Below are 14,779 nucleotides of genomic sequence, written 5' to 3' on the forward strand. Positions count from 1 at the left end.
CTATTCGGCGGCAGCAGGGGCAAAGCGGGCAAAGATCGTCTCGTTTCCCGGCTGCGGGTGGCGCGGGATCATCAGGGCCAGCGCCAGCGAGGTCGCCGCCATCCCCGCCGCCAGACCAAAGACCGCGCCGGGCGAGACCAGCCACAGATAGCCCAGCAGCGCCGGCAGGAACACTGCCGCGATGTGGTTGATGGTAAACGCCACGGCAGCGGTGGGGGCGATATCGCCGGGATCGGCAATCTTTTGGAAATAGGTTTTAAGCGCCAAGGCCAAGGCAAAGAACATGTGGTCAATGACATACAGCGCCGAGGCCAGGACCACGCCCCAGCCGAACCAATAGACCCCGCCGTACAGCAAGAACACCGTCACCAAACCGGCGTATTCAAACGCCAGCGCGCGCCGCTCGCCAAAGTGGTGGACGATCTTGCCGAACACCGGCGCGAGGATCATATTGGCGATCAGGTTGATCAGGTACAGCGCGGTGACTTCGTGGACGTCGAAACCGAACCGCTCGACCATCATAAAGCCCGCAAATACCGTGAAAATCTGCCGCCGCGCGCCCGCCATGAACTGCATGGCATAATACAGCCAGTAGCGGCGGCGCAGGACGAATTTCTTGACCTGCGGGTTGGGGCTTTCGAATTGCGGAAAGGCCAACAGACAGTAGACCGCGATCAACAGGCTCGCCCCGCCGGACGCCAGATAGACCATGTTGTAGGTCAACCCCAGCGTGTCCCACAGCAGCACGATCACCACATAGGCCACCAGCGTCGCGGCAGAGCCTGCGGCCAAGAGCCAACCCAGCATTTGCGGCGCGCGGTCCTTGGGGAGCCATTGCAGCTGGAGGCTTTGGTTTACCGTTTCGTAATAATGGAAACCGATGGACGACAGCAGCGTGATAACCATGATCCCGCCCACCGTGGGGAACCACGCGGTCACGGCGGTCGCCACCGCCAGCAGTGCCAGCGACAACAGCCCCAGTACCTGCTCGCGCATCACCATGATGACAAGGATCACGCCAATCGCCAGAAAGCCGGGGATTTCGCGCACCGTATGCAGCCAGCCAATATCGGACCCGTCGAACCCCGCCACCTCGATGACAAAGTTATTGAGCAGCGCCGACCACGTCATAAAGCTCAGCGGCATGGCAATCGCCATGAGGAACAACAGGGCTACGGGGCGGCGCCACAGGGGCAGCTGCCGGGCTTCGGCGAGGGGCATGGTTTTCATACCCCTGCCCTTACGCCTATTTTACAGGTCTGGCGAGAGCCGAAACCCTGCGCCAGCGCACAGAGGTCACGCTTGGGAAAAGCGATACTCGACCTCGGCAAAGCTGTCCTTGGGGAAAACATACAAGAACCGCAGCCCCTCGTCCCCGGCCACGGTGTGGTGCTCGGCGTCCGAAGGGATGAACAGCGCGACGTTGGGGCCGATCTCATGCGGGATACCTTCGATGGTCACGACCCCCGATCCGGACAATCCGAAATAGATTTCCGCCGGACCATGGCGATGCGCGTTCAATGTGCCCTGGGGGCCGAACTCGGCAACGCCCATGACCATTCCGGCGGTCTGCGTGCGATCGGCGCTGAACAGCGTGCGCCAGGTCACGGTGCCAAAGGCCGGATCTTCGCCGCCCTCCAGCGGGGCGTGATCGGCATTGGCCACGACGGGCAGGGCCAGCATGGCTTGGCCCATGGCTTCGACAACATTCATTTCCATGGCGCGTCTCCTTCCCTCGCGACATTTCGAATGACCAAAAGCCTGCGCCGAATCATCCGCAGCGGTCTGCGCCATGTGCGACCGCCGCCCTGTCGTGCCCAGACGCCCCGTTTGCGACCGGCGTGTCGCCCGCAGACCAGACCCAACTGATCTGAATCAAGGCAGACACATTCGAATTGCCGCATTGGTGCGCAAACCGCGAACGGAGGCTCTTATGGATATCGTCCCGCTTATCGACCGCATCGGCGAAAGCCCAACCGCCGCGCTGTTCGGCCTGATCACCGGGGTGATCTTTGGCGTGGCGGCGCAGCGCTCGCGCTTTTGCCTGCGGGCGGCGACGGTGGAATTCGCGCGTGGGATGATGCGCGACAAGGTGGCCGTCTGGCTGCTGACCTTTTCGACCGCCGTGGTCTGGGTGCAAGGCGCGCAGATGCTGGGGCTGATCGACACCGGCGAGGCGCGCATGATGGCCGTCCCCGGCAGCTGGTCCGGCGCGATCATCGGCGGGCTGTTGTTCGGCATGGGCATGGTGCTGGCGCGCGGCTGTTCGGGGCGCTTGCTGGTGCTGGCGGCAACCGGGAACCTGCGGTCGGTCGTTTCGGGCCTGATCTTTGCCGTGGTCGCGCAAATGAGCCTGACCGGTTGGCTCTCGCCGATCCGCGATTACTTGGCCGCGTTGTGGATCACCTCTGGCGGGCGCAACATGAACCTGCTGACCACCGTCGGCCTGCCGCAAAGCACCGGCCTAGTGATCGGGCTGTTGATCGCCCTGATCGCGCTGGAACTCAGCCGCCGCAACAGGATCGGCTTTGGCCGCTTGGTCTTTGCCTCCGGCGTGGGCTTTGCCGCCGCTGTGGGCTATGGGCTGACCTTTGCGCTGGCGCAATCGGCGTTCGAGCCCGTGCAGGTCGAAAGCCTGACCTTTACCGGACCGTCCGCCAACACCTTGATGTTCTTTCTGGATCGCAACGCGGTGCTGGAGTTTGACATCGGCCTTGTGCCCGGCGTGGTGCTGGGGTCGTTCCTTGCCGCGCTGGTGACCAAAGAGCTGAAATTCCAAGGGTTTGAGGGCCCCACCCCCATGCGCAACGCCATGATCGGCGCGGTGATGATGGGGTTTGGCGGGATGCTGGCGGGCGGCTGTGCCATTGGCGCGGGGGTGTCCGGAGGGTCGATCTTTGCCGGGACCGCGTGGCTGGCGCTGTTCTGCATGTGGGTCGGCGGCATGGCCATGGACGTTGTGATGGGCGGGCGTGGCCAGCCCGCCACCGTCTGACCCTAGGACCGGATGCGCCACCCGGTTCTAAAGATCCACCACACGACCCCCAGACAGATCGCCATGAACGCCGCGATGGCCAAAAGGCTGGCGGCAATCGGCACGTCCGCCATGCCAAAGAACGCCCAGCGAAAGCCGGAAATCAGGTAGACCACCGGGTTGAGCAAGGCGATCGTCTGCCAGAACGGCGGCAGCATAGAGATCGAATAAAACGACCCGCCCAGAAAAATCAGCGGCGTCACGATCAAGAGCGGCACCAGCTGCAATTGCTCGAAATTCTTGGCCCAGATGCCGATGATAAAGCCGAACAGCGCAAAGCTGACCCCCGTCATGACCATGAACGCCATCATCGCCGCCGGGTGCTGGATCGTCAGATCGACGAACAGGAACGACGTGCCAAGGATCACTATCCCGATGAACAGCGCCTTGGTCGCCGCCGCCCCGACGAAACCGATGACGATTTCGAAAAAGTTAATCGGGGCAGAGAGCAGTTCATAAATGGTGCCGGTGAATTTCGGAAAGAAGATGCCGAAAGAGCCGTTGGAAATAGCCTGCGTGATGACGCTGAGCATGATCAGCCCCGGCACGATGAACGCGCCATAGCTGACGCCCTCGACCTCGTCGATCCGGCTGCCAATGGCCGCGCCAAAGACCACGAAATACAGCGAGGTCGAGATCACCGGAGACAGGAAGCTTTGCATGAGCGTGCGGAAAAACCGCATCATTTCATGACTGTAGATAGAACCAATGGCGGGCCAGTTCATGCGGCGTCCTCCTGTTGGGCAACGAGGCCCACGAAAATATCTTCGAGCGAGTTCTGCGCGGTGGACACGTCGCGCACATGCAGCCCCGCTTCGGACAGGTCGGCCATGAGGCGGCCAATGCCGGTGCGCTCGGCGCGGGTGTCATAGGTGTAGATCAACCCGCCGTCCTCGGCGCGGATCAGCGCGTATTCGTTAAGGCTGGAGGGGATGGCGTCGATGGGATCGGTCAGCTCGATCCGCAGGGTCTTTTGCCCCATCCGCTGCATCAGCGATGCTTTTTCCTCGACCAGCAGGATTTGCCCCTTGTTGATGACGCCCACGCGGTCGGCGATGGCCTCGGCCTCTTCGATGTAATGGGTGGTCAGGATGATGGTCACGCCGTCGCGCTTCATCTCGGCCACCACGTCCCACATGTCGCGGCGCAGTTCCACGTCAACGCCTGCGGTCGGCTCGTCCAGAAACAGCACGCGCGGCTCATGCGCGAGCGCCTTGGCGATCAGCACGCGGCGCTTCATCCCGCCGGACAGTTCGCGCACGGAATTGTCGCGTTTGTCCCACAGCGACAACTGCCGCAAGATGCGTTCAATCAACGCGTCATCGCGTTTGAGGCCGAACAATCCTCGCGAGAATTCCACCGTACTGCGAACCTTGGCAAAGGGTTCGAGGTTGATCTCTTGCGGCACCAATCCAACAAGAGCGCGCGCCTTGCGATAGTCGCGCACCACGTCGTGCCCGCCCACTTGGATCAGACCGGACGTCGGCTGTGTGATCCCGCAAATCGCTGAAATCAAGGTAGTTTTCCCAGCGCCATTGGGACCAAGCAGCGCGAGGATCTCGCCTTGTTCAATGCTGAGGTTGACCCCGCGCAGCGCCTCAAAGCCGCCCTCGTAGGACTTGCGCGCATCTGTGATCTGGACCATCGCCATGGGGTGCCTCCTGTTTTGCGTATTGGCGAACGTAGACCTCTTACGCGCGAGAGCAATCCAACATTTTTGCACAACGCTTATACATTTTGCGATGTCGCTTTTAGAAGGTTAACGCCTGATATGAGGCGCTAACACAAGCCAATGACTGACAATTTGGACCGGCCTGGATTGGGCATTTTCTTTATTTGTGTCGGGGTCATTGCGATTTCGGCCAACGATATGATGATCAAGCTGCTGTCTGGCGGCTATCCTTTACATCAGATGATTTTTGCGCGTTCCGCAATCGGGATGCTCTTTACCTTTGGCTTTGTCATGTACGAAGGCGGCCCTCGCATCCTGCGCACCCGGCATTTGGGGTTTCACGCGCTGCGGGGCGTTTTCGTTGTGATGGCCAATATGAGCTTTTACGCGGCGGTGGCGGTGATGCCCCTTGGCCAAGCGACGGCGCTGTTCTTTGTCGCGCCGCTGCTGATCACCGTTCTGGCGATCCCGATCTTGGGCGAGCCTGTGGGGCCATTGCGCCTGGGCGCGGTGGTGGTGGGCTTTACAGGCGTGCTGGTGATGCAGCAGCCGTGGAAAGCCGACGTCGAGGTGTCACGCCTGACCTTGCTGCTGCCGGTGATCGGCGCGGGCTTTTATGCGTTGATGCAGGTGATGACCCGCAAACTGGGGGTCACGACGCGGGCCTCGGCGATGGCGGTCTACACCCAAGGAACATTCTTGCTGGTGTCGGTGGCGTTTTTCCTCATCGCAGGCGACGGGCGGTTTGCCGAAGGGGTGCAAAACGAAAGCCTCAAATTCCTGCTGCGCGCGTGGATTTGGCCCGCGCCCGAAGACTGGATCGTGTTGATCGGACTGGGCACCACATCGGGGCTCATAGGCTACTGCCTGAGCGCGGCATACCGCACAGCCAACGCCGCCACGGTGGCACCTTTCGAGTACATCGGCCTGCCACTGGCGATCCTGTGGGGCTGGGTGATGTTCGGAGAATGGCCGAGCCTTGCGACGTGGATTGGCTGCGCGCTGATCATCGGCGCGGGCCTGTTCGTCTTTGTGCGAGAGCAGCAGAAACAGCGCCCCCTGCCCGGTCGACGGGCAAGATGGGGACGCCGCTAAAGGCCGGGCGACCAAAAGTTTTTCAAAACTTTTGCAAATTCCTTCCTCAAGGAATTTGGCCCGCCTGCCTTAACCGTTTCGGATCGTGTCGATCATCAGCTGCACGTTCTCGGGGTCGGCATCCGGCGTAATGCCGTGCCCGAGGTTAAAGATATGCGGCCCCTTCGAAAACGCTTTGACCACGCGGCGCGTCTCGTCGATCAGGTCCTGCCCGCCCGTCACCATGTGAGAACTCTTGAGGTTGCCCTGAACGCAACCATCGACCTGCACATGTTCCGCCGCCCATTCCGGCGTCACGCTGTCATCCACCGCGACGCAATCCGCTCCGGTTGCCTTGTGGAACCCGATGTATTTGTCCCCTGCCTGACGCGGGAAGGCGATCACGGGCAGGTCAGGAAAGCGCGATTTAAGCTCGCTGGTGATGATCCGCGCCGGTTCCAGCGCGTAGCGGTCGAAATCCTCGCCCTGCAAAGACCCCGCCCAGCTGTCGAAAATCTTGACCACCTCGGCGCCCGCTTTGACCTGCTCGGACAGGTAGTCGATGGTCGACTCGGTCAGACGGTCAATGATCTTTTCGAACAGCGCGCGATTCTCGGCCTTGAGCGCGTGCGCCGGGCCTTGATCCGGGGTGCCGCGCCCGGCGATCATATAGGTCGCCACGGTCCAGGGCGCGCCCGCGAAACCGATCAACGTCGTCTCGGAGGGCAGTTCCTTGGACAGGCGGCGCACGGTTTCATAGACCGGGTTCAGCGTGTCGTGGATTATCTCGCCCTGCCCCAGCTTGTCGAACTCGGCATCGGTGGTGATGGTGGACAGGCGCGGACCTTCGCCCGTCACAAACCACAAATCCGCCCCCAGCGCCTGCGGCAGCAGCAGGATGTCGGCAAAAAGGATCGCCGCGTCAAAGCCATAGCGGCGGATCGGCTGCAAGGTCACCTCGGTCGCCAGCTCAGGATTATAGCACAGCGACAGGAAGTCCCCGGCCTCGGCGCGCGTCGCCTTGTACTCGGGCAGGTAGCGGCCCGCTTGGCGCATCATCCAGATCGGCGGCGTCGGCAGGGTTTCCCCGGCAAGGGCGCGTAGAATTTTCTTGGTCATCGGGACCTCCCTCTTGGTCTGTGTGCCAATCTGGCCTCTGGCGGCAATATGTCAAAACGCAAGCCATTGCCAGTGACCATGCCGCCGCATAAACCTGCGGGCATGACGCTAGACCTTCCCACCCCCGCCTCGCCCCTCAAAATCGGCACCCGTGGCTCGCCGCTTGCGCTGGCGCAGGCCTATGAGACGCGTGGCCGTCTGGCCGCCGCGTTCGAGCTGCCGGAAACTGCCTTTGAGATCGTTGTCATCAAGACCACCGGCGATGATCGCGCGATGATCCAGGCGGATCGCCCGCTCAAGGAAATCGGCAACAAGGGGCTGTTCACCAAGGAAATCGAGGAAGCGATGCTGGATGGCCGCATCGACATCGCCGTCCACTCGATGAAGGACATGCCCGTCGCGCAGCCCGAAGGTCTGCTGCTGGACACCTATCTGCCGCGCGAAGACACCCGCGACGCCTTTATCTGCCATGATTACAAGACGATCCACGATCTGCCGCAGGGCGCGGTTGTTGGCACCTCATCCTTGCGTCGCCGCGCGCAGCTGCTGTTCCGGCGCCCCGATCTGCAAGTGGTCGAGTTTCGCGGCAACGTGCAGACCCGCCTGAAAAAGCTGTCCGAAGGGGTGGCGACCGCGACCTTCCTCGCCTGCGCCGGTCTGCGCCGGATGGACATGATGGACGTGGCGAACCAGCCCATCGCGCCCGAAGACATGCTGCCCGCCGTGGCCCAGGGCGCGATCGGCATTGAGCGCCGCGCCGATGATGCCCGCGCCGAGCGGATGCTGGCGGCGATTCACGATGTGCCCACCGGCCAGCGTCTGGCGGCCGAGCGTGCGTTTTTGGAGGCTTTGGATGGCTCCTGCGAGACGCCGATTGCCGCCTTGGCAGAGCTGGATGGCGACAGCCTGCACCTGCGCGGTGAGATCCTCAAGCCCGACGGGTCCGAGGCGCACGCCGCCGAGATCAGCGGCTTGATCGTCGAAGGCCCGGACATGGGCCGCGCCCTCGCCGCGCAACTGCTGAGCGTGGCGGGCGAAGGCTTTTTCGAGTGGCGGGATTAACCCCCGCCGCCTCGCGCGTTAACGCACCTTAAGAACGATCTTGCCGATGTGGCCCGAGCTTTCCATGCGTGCATGGGCTTGGGCCGCGTCGTCCATCGCGAATTCGCTGTCCATCACCGGCGCGATTTGCCCCGCATCCAGCAGCGGCCAGACCTGTTCGCGCAGAGCATCGGCAATGCGCGCCTTGGCCAGATCGTTTTGCGGGCGCAGGGTGCTGCCGGTGATCGTCAGGCGGCGCGTCATGACTTGGGCAAAGTTCAGCGCCACCTTCGGTCCTTGCAGGAACGCAATCTGCACAAGCCGCCCATCATCGGCCAAAGCCTTGATGTTGCGGGGAATATAGTCACCGCCGACCATGTCGAGGATCAGGTTCGCCCCACCTTCGGCGCGCAGCACCTCGACGAAGTCTTCATCGCGGTAGTTGATCGCGCGCTCGGCCCCGAGGTCGACACAAGCGGCGCATTTCTCATCCGAGCCCGCCGTCACAAACACCCGCGCGCCGAAATGTTTCGCCAGCTGGATCGCGGTCGTGCCGATGCCGCTGGACCCGCCGTGGATCAAGAACCGCTCGCCCGCTTGCAGCCCGCCGCGCTGAAAGACGTTTGAATAAACGGTAAAGAAGGTCTCGGGCAGGCAAGCGGCCTCTTTCAGGCCCATGCCAGTGGGGACGGGCAGGCAATGCGCCGCCGGAGTCGCCACATATTCGGCGTAGCCGCCGCCGGGCAGCAGGGCGCAGACCTCATCGCCGACCTTGGGCCAGGCCACGTCCGGACCAACGGCGGACACGACGCCCGAGGCCTCGAGCCCCGGCAGATCGGAGGCACCGGGGGGCGGCGCGTAGCTGCCCGCGCGCTGCAAGGCATCGGGGCGGTTCACCCCGGCGTAAGCGACCTGGATCACCACCTGCCCGGCACCCGGCGTCGGCACGGGGCGCGCGCACGGCTGTAGCACGTCCGGCCCGCCCGCTTCGGTGATTTCGATTGCGCGCATCTGGTCTGTCATCTTGGCCTCCTGTTTGGGCCATTGCTAACAGGACGACGCGGCGGCGCAAGGCTTAGTGGCCGACGCCCCCCGGCAGGTCATCGGCACGGCGCGGCGCGCTGACGCGGGACAAAACCGCCATCGGCCCCGCCAAGACGGTGGACAACAGGCGGTTTTCGCGCACCCCCGCCTTGACCTTTTCAAAGCGCATGACGTCCTCGATCCGCCGATCCAAGAATTCCCAAGTGGCGTCATTGCCCAGCGAATCATCGCCCAACCAGTAGAGCACCGTCGACGAATAGACCGCCGACAGCGTCGCGCGCTTCGTGTACCAATTGATGTCGTCCGAGGTGTCGCCCAGCGCGGTCCAGATCGCATCCGCCGTGCCCCAGATCAGCTTGGCCCCGTCACCCGCATACAGCGGCAAGGCGAACAGGGTTGTCCCCCGGCGCACCGCCTCGCGATCCTCGGCGGCCTCGATCCGGGCGCGCACGGCAAAGATCACCTTGTCGCGAAACCGCATCTCGGACAGGTCCGCCGCGTTGATCTTGCGCAACATTTCGGCGTCGCCCTGCTTGTGATAGGCAATCGCCAGATCCACCGCGCCGCGCGGGAACAGCCCGCGAGCCACCACCGGATCGACCTCGGCGTCGGCCACCGCCGCGTTAAAGGTCGTCTCGGTCCAGCCGTCAAAGGCCACGTGCATCAGGGCCGCGTCCAGCAGCCGATCGGAAAGGGTGTCGGTCATGGTTGGCTCCTTTTGGTTGGCCATCACACTGGACATATAGGGCGAGGCTTGCTATAGGGCCACCTCCTGCAATTCCTTGCAACTCTAGACTAGAAAGGTGGTGACAACCACATGCAGGTTAGTGTTCGCGACAACAACGTCGATCAGGCGCTCCGTGCCCTGAAGAAAAAGCTCCAGCGCGAAGGCGTTTTCCGTGAAATGAAGCTCAAGCAGCATTTCGAGAAGCCGTCCGAGAAAAAAGCGCGCGAGAAGGCCGAAGCAATTCGCCGTGCCCGCAAGCTGGCTCGTAAAAAAGCCCAGCGCGAAGGTATGCTCTAAGCGACGTTCGAACGCTTTATGACATTCAGAAAACCCCTGCGTTCCGCGCGGGGGTTTTTATTTTGCGCCTCCTTTGGCGACGTTAGGGCATGGAATGCCAGCCTTGCCCGGAAAGGTTTAGATCGGTTTAATCGCGGCAACTTAACGCGTTGGACTTTTCCTATGACCTTTTTCGTTCGCCTTATGGCTCTGCTGCTTTGTGGCGCGGCGCTGCTGGGACCGCTGCCCACCAAGGCCCAAGATCTGTCCCGGATCATCACGCTGGACCAGCTTGCGGTGGACGATCCGGTGAGCGCCCTACAGCAGACCGAGGCGGCCCTGCGCGATTCGGCAGTGTTGGGCAGCCCGCCAGAGCTGCGCATTCTCATTGACCTGCTGACCCTGCGCGCGCAGCTTTTGGAGCAGCTTGGGTATGCGATGGCCGCTGGCGACGCGTGGTCTCATGTGGCGCGCACCCAGAAATTTTCGCGTGCAGAGCTGAATATCGACCCGGTGCCCGCCTATGAGCAGGCCGCCGCACTATACGAATCGCAAAACGCGCTGGGACATGCCCGCCGCGCGCTGGAGGCCGCGATTTCCGCCGAAGCCGAGACGGGCCGCGACGACGACACGTTGGAACAACTATATCTCGCGCTGGCCCGTGTGGCCACGCTGGATGGCGATCCCGAAGCCGCCGCCAACGCCAATGCCGCGGCGCAATCCTTGTCTCAGCCATCCTTTGAAACCGCGCTGACCGAGGGCAAAAATCCCTTTATTTCCATGGATGTCTATTACGCCACCGACCGCGCCCGCAGTGGCCATCCCGCCCCGACCAAGTTCTACAGCGGGCGGCGCGGCGACCGGCTGGAGCTGGGGATAGCCACGGTCACGATCCCCGCGACGCATGTGCCCGGCACGGTGGAGCGCCCGTCGGTCTGGCGGCTGGAGTTCAGCCCCTCACCGTCCAAGCACGTGCTGCTGCGCGCGGTTCAGCCCGTGGACCCGGACAGCTTTTATGGCCGCCTTCAGGGCGAATTCAGCGGCCAGCCGGGGCGCGATTTGTTCGTTTATATCCATGGATTTAACCACAGTTTCGAATACGCCAGCCAGCGCGCCGCGCAAATCGCGCATGACATGGGCGATAGCGCGGTGCCGGTGCTGTTCTCTTGGCCGTCGCGCAACACCACCGTGGGCTATATCGCCGATGCGGCGGCTGTGCGGGTGTCGGGCCGGCGGCTTGCGGTCTTTCTAGAGGATCTCGCGGCGCGCTCTGGGGCGCAGACGATCCACGTGCTTGCGCATTCCATGGGCAGCCGCGCGCTAACCGACGCGCTAGAGATCATGGCGCTGAAACGCGACAGCCAGCCGGGGGACGATCCGGTCTTTGGTCAGGTCATGTTCGCCGCGCCCGATGTGGACGCGCAGCTGTTCGCCACCATGGCCCGGACCTTTCACCCCTTGGCCCGGCGCGTGTCGCTTTATGCCTCGTCGACCGACTGGGCGTTGGTGTCCTCGCGCAAACTGCACGGCTCTGCCCCGCGCGCCGGGCTTGGCGGCGACGTTCTGCTGGCCTCGGACAAGTTCGACAGCATCGACGTGACATCCTTGGGCGAAGACATGCTGGCGCATAACTACTTCTCGAACGAAAGCTCGGTTCTGGCGGATATGGTGACGCTGTTCTGGCGCAACACGCCCCCCGATGTGCGCTGCGGGCTGCATCCGCGCGCCATTGGACAGGTCAGCGCATGGGAATACCGCAAACAGGGCTGCCCCTCGAATGATCTGATCGGAGCCATCGCGAACTTGCGCCAGAAAAATGCGCGCACCCCCGAAGAGATGCGCGCTTTGATAACGCCGTTGATCCCCGATCAGCCCCGGCTGGACGCCGTTATGGCCCTGATCGAAGCGATGCAGACCAATTGATCAGCCCGGCCCGACCATAAAGCAGGTGACCTGCCGTGCTTGCAGCCGTTTACAAGCCAGCTCGGCGGTGTCGCGGGTCAGCCCCATAAAGGTCGCGTCAAAGCCGCGCGACCCTTTGACCACCTTGCGCAGCGCGCCATCAAGGGTCGAGGTTTCCGCAAGCGCGGTTTTCAGCAGCACCTTTTCCGCCGTGAACCGGTTGGGATAGCGGCCCACGTTGATCCCCCAGTGACGCCCGCCCGAAGTGGACAGGCGCGTGACGACCTCGGCCTCGCGGGCGGGGGTCGGCTTGGCCTTGGGGGTGATGGCGGCGGCGGACATGATCATCGGGCGCTGCTTTGGCTTGACCGTGGGGGTCGGCGCAGGCGCCTGGGCCGAAACGGTCTGGACCTCTTTCAGCACGCTTTCGATGTCATCCTCAAGCTGCGCCACGAGGGGCGCCACATCCGGCACCGCAGCGGCGGGGCGTGCGATGGGACGCAGGCTTTTCTTGACCGCGGCGCTGCCGACGACGATGGATTTCGCTCGGGTTTTCGGCGCGCTGCCGCCGTTTTCGACGACCACGACGGCGGTGCCCTTGCCCAGGTAGGGCGGCTTGCCCGGCGCGCGCAGCGCCACACGGTTCGGCGAGCGCTTAAAGCCCAAATCCAGCAATTCCGCGACCTTGGCGTTGCGCGAGGCCGTCGAGCGCCCGCCAAACACGGTCGCGATCACCCGCTGGCGACCGCGCTCTGCCGATGCCACAAGGTTAAAGCCCGCCGCGCGGGTGTAGCCGGTCTTGATCCCGTCCGCGCCCTTGTACGACGACAAAAGCCGCGCGTTGGTGTGCGACACGGTGCGCACGCCCGCGTCCGCCGTTTTGCGCGAAAACAGGTTGTAGTACTGCGGGTAGTCATAGATCACGTGCCGCCCGAGGATCGACATATCGCGCGCCGTGGACAGGTGGCCGTTTTCCGTCAGACCATGCGCGTTCTTAAAGGTCGTGCGGGTCATGCCCATCGCCTTGGCGGTGCGGTTCATGCGCCGCGCAAAGGCCGCCTCGGAGCCTTCGATCGCCTCGCCAATCGCGGTCGCCGCATCGTTGGCCGATTTCACCGCCGCGGCGCGCACCAGATAGCGCAGCTTGATCTTTTGCCCGGCCCGCAGGCCAAGCTTGGAGGGCGGCTCTGCGGCGGCGTTCTTGGACACGGTCACCAGCGTATCCATGGTCAGCTCGCCGTTTTGCACCGCCTCGAAGGCGATATAGAGGGTCATCATCTTGGTCAGAGACGCCGGATGCAGCCGCGTGTCCGCATTGCTCGAATGCAGTACCTTGCCGCTGCGCGCATCCATCACCATCGCCGCATAGGGCGCGGCCTTGGCGCTGAACGGCACGAACAGTGCCAACCAAATGAACGTGAGTAAATACAGGCCTATACGGCCAGCCTGCCTGCGACGTCCCGTCACGATGTCTGCCTTTCTGCCTCGTTCACTCCCGATTTTTCGGTGAGTAAATTTTTCTGCTCGCCGCTATTTGACGGCTTTATGATTAACAAAACGATAACACGAGACCGGCTTTCCGGAAACCCGCAAATCTTTGATTAACCATAGATTTTGTGAGCGAAGGCGAACCACATCTAGGGGGCGTGAACGCCCTACCCCCAAGACAAGCCATTGTGACGGGAATAAGGCGAAATGTGGCGGGAATGTGGCACGATTTGAGTCTGTCAGCCCAGCTCTTCAACCAGCGCTTGCAGCTGACCCAGATGCTCGAGCTCACGATAACGCGCGGCGTCGGGCGCGTCGGCGTGTTCCAGCCCCCAAACGATGTGAAAGGGCACGTGCACCCCCCAGGCCCCGGCCTCGATCGCGGGGACAACATCGGATTTCATCGAGTTGCCGACCATCATCGCGCCCTCGGTGCCGCCCGGAGTGTCGCCGAAAATCCGCGCGTAGGTCTGCGGCTGTTTGTCCGAGACGATCTCGATCCCGTCGAACAGCTCGCCCAGACCCGATTGCGCCAGTTTGCGTTCCTGATGCAGCAGGTCGCCCTTGGTGATCAGCACCAGATGATGGCTGCCTGCGACCGCCTCTACCGCGTCCCGCGCGTGGGGCAGCAGCTCCATCGGGTGGTCGAGCATATCCTGCCCCGCCTTGAGCAACTCCTTGATAACAGACGCAGGAACGCGTTCGTCCGTCACCTCGATGGCGGTCTCGATCATCGACAGGACGAACCCTTTGACCCCAAATCCATAGTGCCCGACGTTGCGCTTTTCCGCCTCTAGCAAGCGCTCTTCCAGGTGGTCCTTTTCCGCATGATCCTTGAGCAGATCGGCGAATCGCTCCTGCGTCAGCTGAAAAAACCGCTCATTGTGCCAAAGTGTATCATCTGCATCGAAACCAATTGTTTTTAGTTTTTGCACCATTGTGACCTCATGACAGGGCGCCCCCTTTTCGTGGGCGTTTGACAGGTTATATAGAAGGGCCGTATCCCGAAACGCAAAATGCGAACAGGTTTCGATGACTGACACCCAGCTGCCTAATATCTTTGCCATGAGCGGCAACAACGCCCCCGACGACGGGGACGGTGACGCAGGCGTGGTGGTTCAGACCCGCCCCAAGACCAAGCGCCCGCCGCTGTACAAGGTCTTGCTGCTCAACGATGACTACACCCCGATGGAATTCGTGGTGCACATTCTGGAACGCTTTTTCGGCATGACCCACGCGCAAGCGTTTGAAATCATGCTGACCGTTCACAAAAAGGGCGTCGCGGTGGTCGGCGTCTTCAGCCATGAAATTGCCGAAACAAAGGTGGGTCAGGTGATGGATTTTGCCCGCAAGCACCAGCATCCGCTGCAGTGCACCATGGAAAAGGAATAGGCGTTTCGCC

The 14,779-nt window shown here is 62.5% G+C and carries 15 protein-coding genes; 6 read left to right on the forward strand and 9 right to left on the reverse strand.

The features are described 5' to 3' along the window. Positions 1 to 1,230: an MFS transporter gene (locus tag B9A11_RS11210; protein ID WP_058247616.1), complete on the reverse strand. Its 1,230-nt coding sequence runs from the start codon at positions 1,228 to 1,230 to the stop codon at positions 1 to 3. Between the two features lie 66 nt (positions 1,231 to 1,296). Continuing rightward, complete coding sequence (locus tag B9A11_RS11215) at positions 1,297 to 1,719, reverse strand: cupin domain-containing protein (RefSeq protein ID WP_058247617.1); 423 nt, start codon at positions 1,717 to 1,719, stop codon at positions 1,297 to 1,299. Between the two features lie 214 nt (positions 1,720 to 1,933). Between B9A11_RS11215 and B9A11_RS11220 the strand changes: the two genes are divergently transcribed. After that, positions 1,934 to 2,995, forward strand: a complete 1,062-nt coding sequence (locus tag B9A11_RS11220) for a YeeE/YedE family protein (protein ID WP_058247618.1) — start codon at positions 1,934 to 1,936, stop codon at positions 2,993 to 2,995. Between the two features lie 2 nt (positions 2,996 to 2,997). Here the strand turns inward: B9A11_RS11220 and B9A11_RS11225 are convergent, their stop codons facing one another. Continuing rightward, positions 2,998 to 3,759, reverse strand: coding sequence for an ABC transporter permease (locus B9A11_RS11225; RefSeq protein ID WP_058247619.1), 762 nt, complete (start codon positions 3,757 to 3,759; stop codon positions 2,998 to 3,000). Then, entirely contained in the window at positions 3,756 to 4,685 is a 930-nt protein-coding gene (locus B9A11_RS11230) for an ABC transporter ATP-binding protein (RefSeq protein WP_058247620.1), read from the reverse strand. The genes B9A11_RS11225 and B9A11_RS11230 overlap by 4 nt, the downstream gene beginning before the upstream one ends. 141 nt (positions 4,686 to 4,826) lie before the next feature. Between B9A11_RS11230 and B9A11_RS11235 the strand changes: the two genes are divergently transcribed. Continuing rightward, positions 4,827 to 5,801: a DMT family transporter gene (locus B9A11_RS11235; protein WP_058247621.1), complete on the forward strand. Its 975-nt coding sequence runs from the start codon at positions 4,827 to 4,829 to the stop codon at positions 5,799 to 5,801. A gap of 69 nt (positions 5,802 to 5,870) precedes the next feature. Here B9A11_RS11235 and hemE read toward each other — a convergent pair whose 3' ends face one another. Beyond that, complete coding sequence (hemE, locus tag B9A11_RS11240) at positions 5,871 to 6,899, reverse strand: uroporphyrinogen decarboxylase (protein ID WP_058247622.1); 1,029 nt, start codon at positions 6,897 to 6,899, stop codon at positions 5,871 to 5,873. Positions 6,900 to 7,001: 102 nt separating this feature from the next. On the opposite strand from hemE, the gene hemC reads away from it, so the two are divergent. Next, positions 7,002 to 7,961 (forward strand): hydroxymethylbilane synthase, encoded by a 960-nt coding sequence (hemC, locus tag B9A11_RS11245; RefSeq protein WP_058247861.1) that lies wholly within the window; start codon positions 7,002 to 7,004, stop codon positions 7,959 to 7,961. An 18-nt stretch (positions 7,962 to 7,979) separates the two neighbouring features. Here hemC and B9A11_RS11250 read toward each other — a convergent pair whose 3' ends face one another. Together B9A11_RS11250 and B9A11_RS11255 are read right to left on the reverse strand one after the other, a co-directional pair. Then, positions 7,980 to 8,963, reverse strand: a complete 984-nt coding sequence (locus B9A11_RS11250; RefSeq protein WP_058247623.1) for an NAD(P)H-quinone oxidoreductase — start codon at positions 8,961 to 8,963, stop codon at positions 7,980 to 7,982. Between the two features lie 52 nt (positions 8,964 to 9,015). Then, a complete protein-coding gene (locus B9A11_RS11255; RefSeq protein WP_058247624.1) occupies positions 9,016 to 9,690 on the reverse strand; it encodes a COQ9 family protein in 675 nt (224 codons plus the stop codon). 111 nt (positions 9,691 to 9,801) lie between these two features. On the opposite strand from B9A11_RS11255, the gene rpsU reads away from it, so the two are divergent. Continuing rightward, positions 9,802 to 10,008: a 30S ribosomal protein S21 gene (rpsU, locus tag B9A11_RS11260; protein WP_008207378.1), complete on the forward strand. Its 207-nt coding sequence runs from the start codon at positions 9,802 to 9,804 to the stop codon at positions 10,006 to 10,008. Positions 10,009 to 10,170: 162 nt separating this feature from the next. Next, positions 10,171 to 11,910 carry an alpha/beta hydrolase gene (locus B9A11_RS11265; protein WP_058247625.1) on the forward strand — a complete coding sequence of 580 codons (1,740 nt, stop codon included), beginning with the start codon at positions 10,171 to 10,173 and terminating at the stop codon, positions 11,908 to 11,910. Here the strand turns inward: B9A11_RS11265 and B9A11_RS11270 are convergent, their stop codons facing one another. Then, positions 11,911 to 13,248 carry a D-alanyl-D-alanine carboxypeptidase family protein gene (locus B9A11_RS11270; protein ID WP_234988807.1) on the reverse strand — a complete coding sequence of 446 codons (1,338 nt, stop codon included), beginning with the start codon at positions 13,246 to 13,248 and terminating at the stop codon, positions 11,911 to 11,913. A gap of 368 nt (positions 13,249 to 13,616) precedes the next feature. Beyond that, positions 13,617 to 14,315: an HAD family hydrolase gene (locus B9A11_RS11275; RefSeq protein WP_058247627.1), complete on the reverse strand. Its 699-nt coding sequence runs from the start codon at positions 14,313 to 14,315 to the stop codon at positions 13,617 to 13,619. A 127-nt stretch (positions 14,316 to 14,442) separates the two neighbouring features. On the opposite strand from B9A11_RS11275, the gene clpS reads away from it, so the two are divergent. Next, positions 14,443 to 14,769, forward strand: a complete 327-nt coding sequence (clpS, locus tag B9A11_RS11280) for an ATP-dependent Clp protease adapter ClpS (RefSeq protein WP_186009202.1) — start codon at positions 14,443 to 14,445, stop codon at positions 14,767 to 14,769. The last annotated feature ends 10 nt before the right edge of the window (positions 14,770 to 14,779 follow it).

Source organism: Tropicibacter naphthalenivorans, from assembly GCF_900176475.1.
Lineage (GTDB): Bacteria > Pseudomonadota > Alphaproteobacteria > Rhodobacterales > Rhodobacteraceae > Tropicibacter > Tropicibacter naphthalenivorans.

Excerpts from the sequence above, each read along its gene's own strand:
- B9A11_RS11210 (WP_058247616.1), bottom strand. The coding sequence starts at position 1,230 with ATGAAAACCATGCCCCTCGCCGAAGCCCGGCAGCTGCCCCTGTGGCGC.
- B9A11_RS11215 (WP_058247617.1), bottom strand. The coding sequence starts at position 1,719 with ATGGAAATGAATGTTGTCGAAGCCATGGGCCAAGCCATGCTGGCCCTG.
- B9A11_RS11220 (WP_058247618.1), top strand. The coding sequence starts at position 1,934 with ATGGATATCGTCCCGCTTATCGACCGCATCGGCGAAAGCCCAACCGCC.
- B9A11_RS11225 (WP_058247619.1), bottom strand. The coding sequence starts at position 3,759 with ATGAACTGGCCCGCCATTGGTTCTATCTACAGTCATGAAATGATGCGG.
- B9A11_RS11230 (WP_058247620.1), bottom strand. The coding sequence starts at position 4,685 with ATGGCGATGGTCCAGATCACAGATGCGCGCAAGTCCTACGAGGGCGGC.
- B9A11_RS11235 (WP_058247621.1), top strand. The coding sequence starts at position 4,827 with ATGACTGACAATTTGGACCGGCCTGGATTGGGCATTTTCTTTATTTGT.
- hemE (WP_058247622.1), bottom strand. The coding sequence starts at position 6,899 with ATGACCAAGAAAATTCTACGCGCCCTTGCCGGGGAAACCCTGCCGACG.
- hemC (WP_058247861.1), top strand. The coding sequence starts at position 7,002 with ATGACGCTAGACCTTCCCACCCCCGCCTCGCCCCTCAAAATCGGCACC.
- B9A11_RS11250 (WP_058247623.1), bottom strand. The coding sequence starts at position 8,963 with ATGACAGACCAGATGCGCGCAATCGAAATCACCGAAGCGGGCGGGCCG.
- B9A11_RS11255 (WP_058247624.1), bottom strand. The coding sequence starts at position 9,690 with ATGACCGACACCCTTTCCGATCGGCTGCTGGACGCGGCCCTGATGCAC.
- rpsU (WP_008207378.1), top strand. The coding sequence starts at position 9,802 with ATGCAGGTTAGTGTTCGCGACAACAACGTCGATCAGGCGCTCCGTGCC.
- B9A11_RS11265 (WP_058247625.1), top strand. The coding sequence starts at position 10,171 with ATGACCTTTTTCGTTCGCCTTATGGCTCTGCTGCTTTGTGGCGCGGCG.
- B9A11_RS11270 (WP_234988807.1), bottom strand. The coding sequence starts at position 13,248 with ATGGTGATGGATGCGCGCAGCGGCAAGGTACTGCATTCGAGCAATGCG.
- B9A11_RS11275 (WP_058247627.1), bottom strand. The coding sequence starts at position 14,315 with ATGGTGCAAAAACTAAAAACAATTGGTTTCGATGCAGATGATACACTT.
- clpS (WP_186009202.1), top strand. The coding sequence starts at position 14,443 with ATGAGCGGCAACAACGCCCCCGACGACGGGGACGGTGACGCAGGCGTG.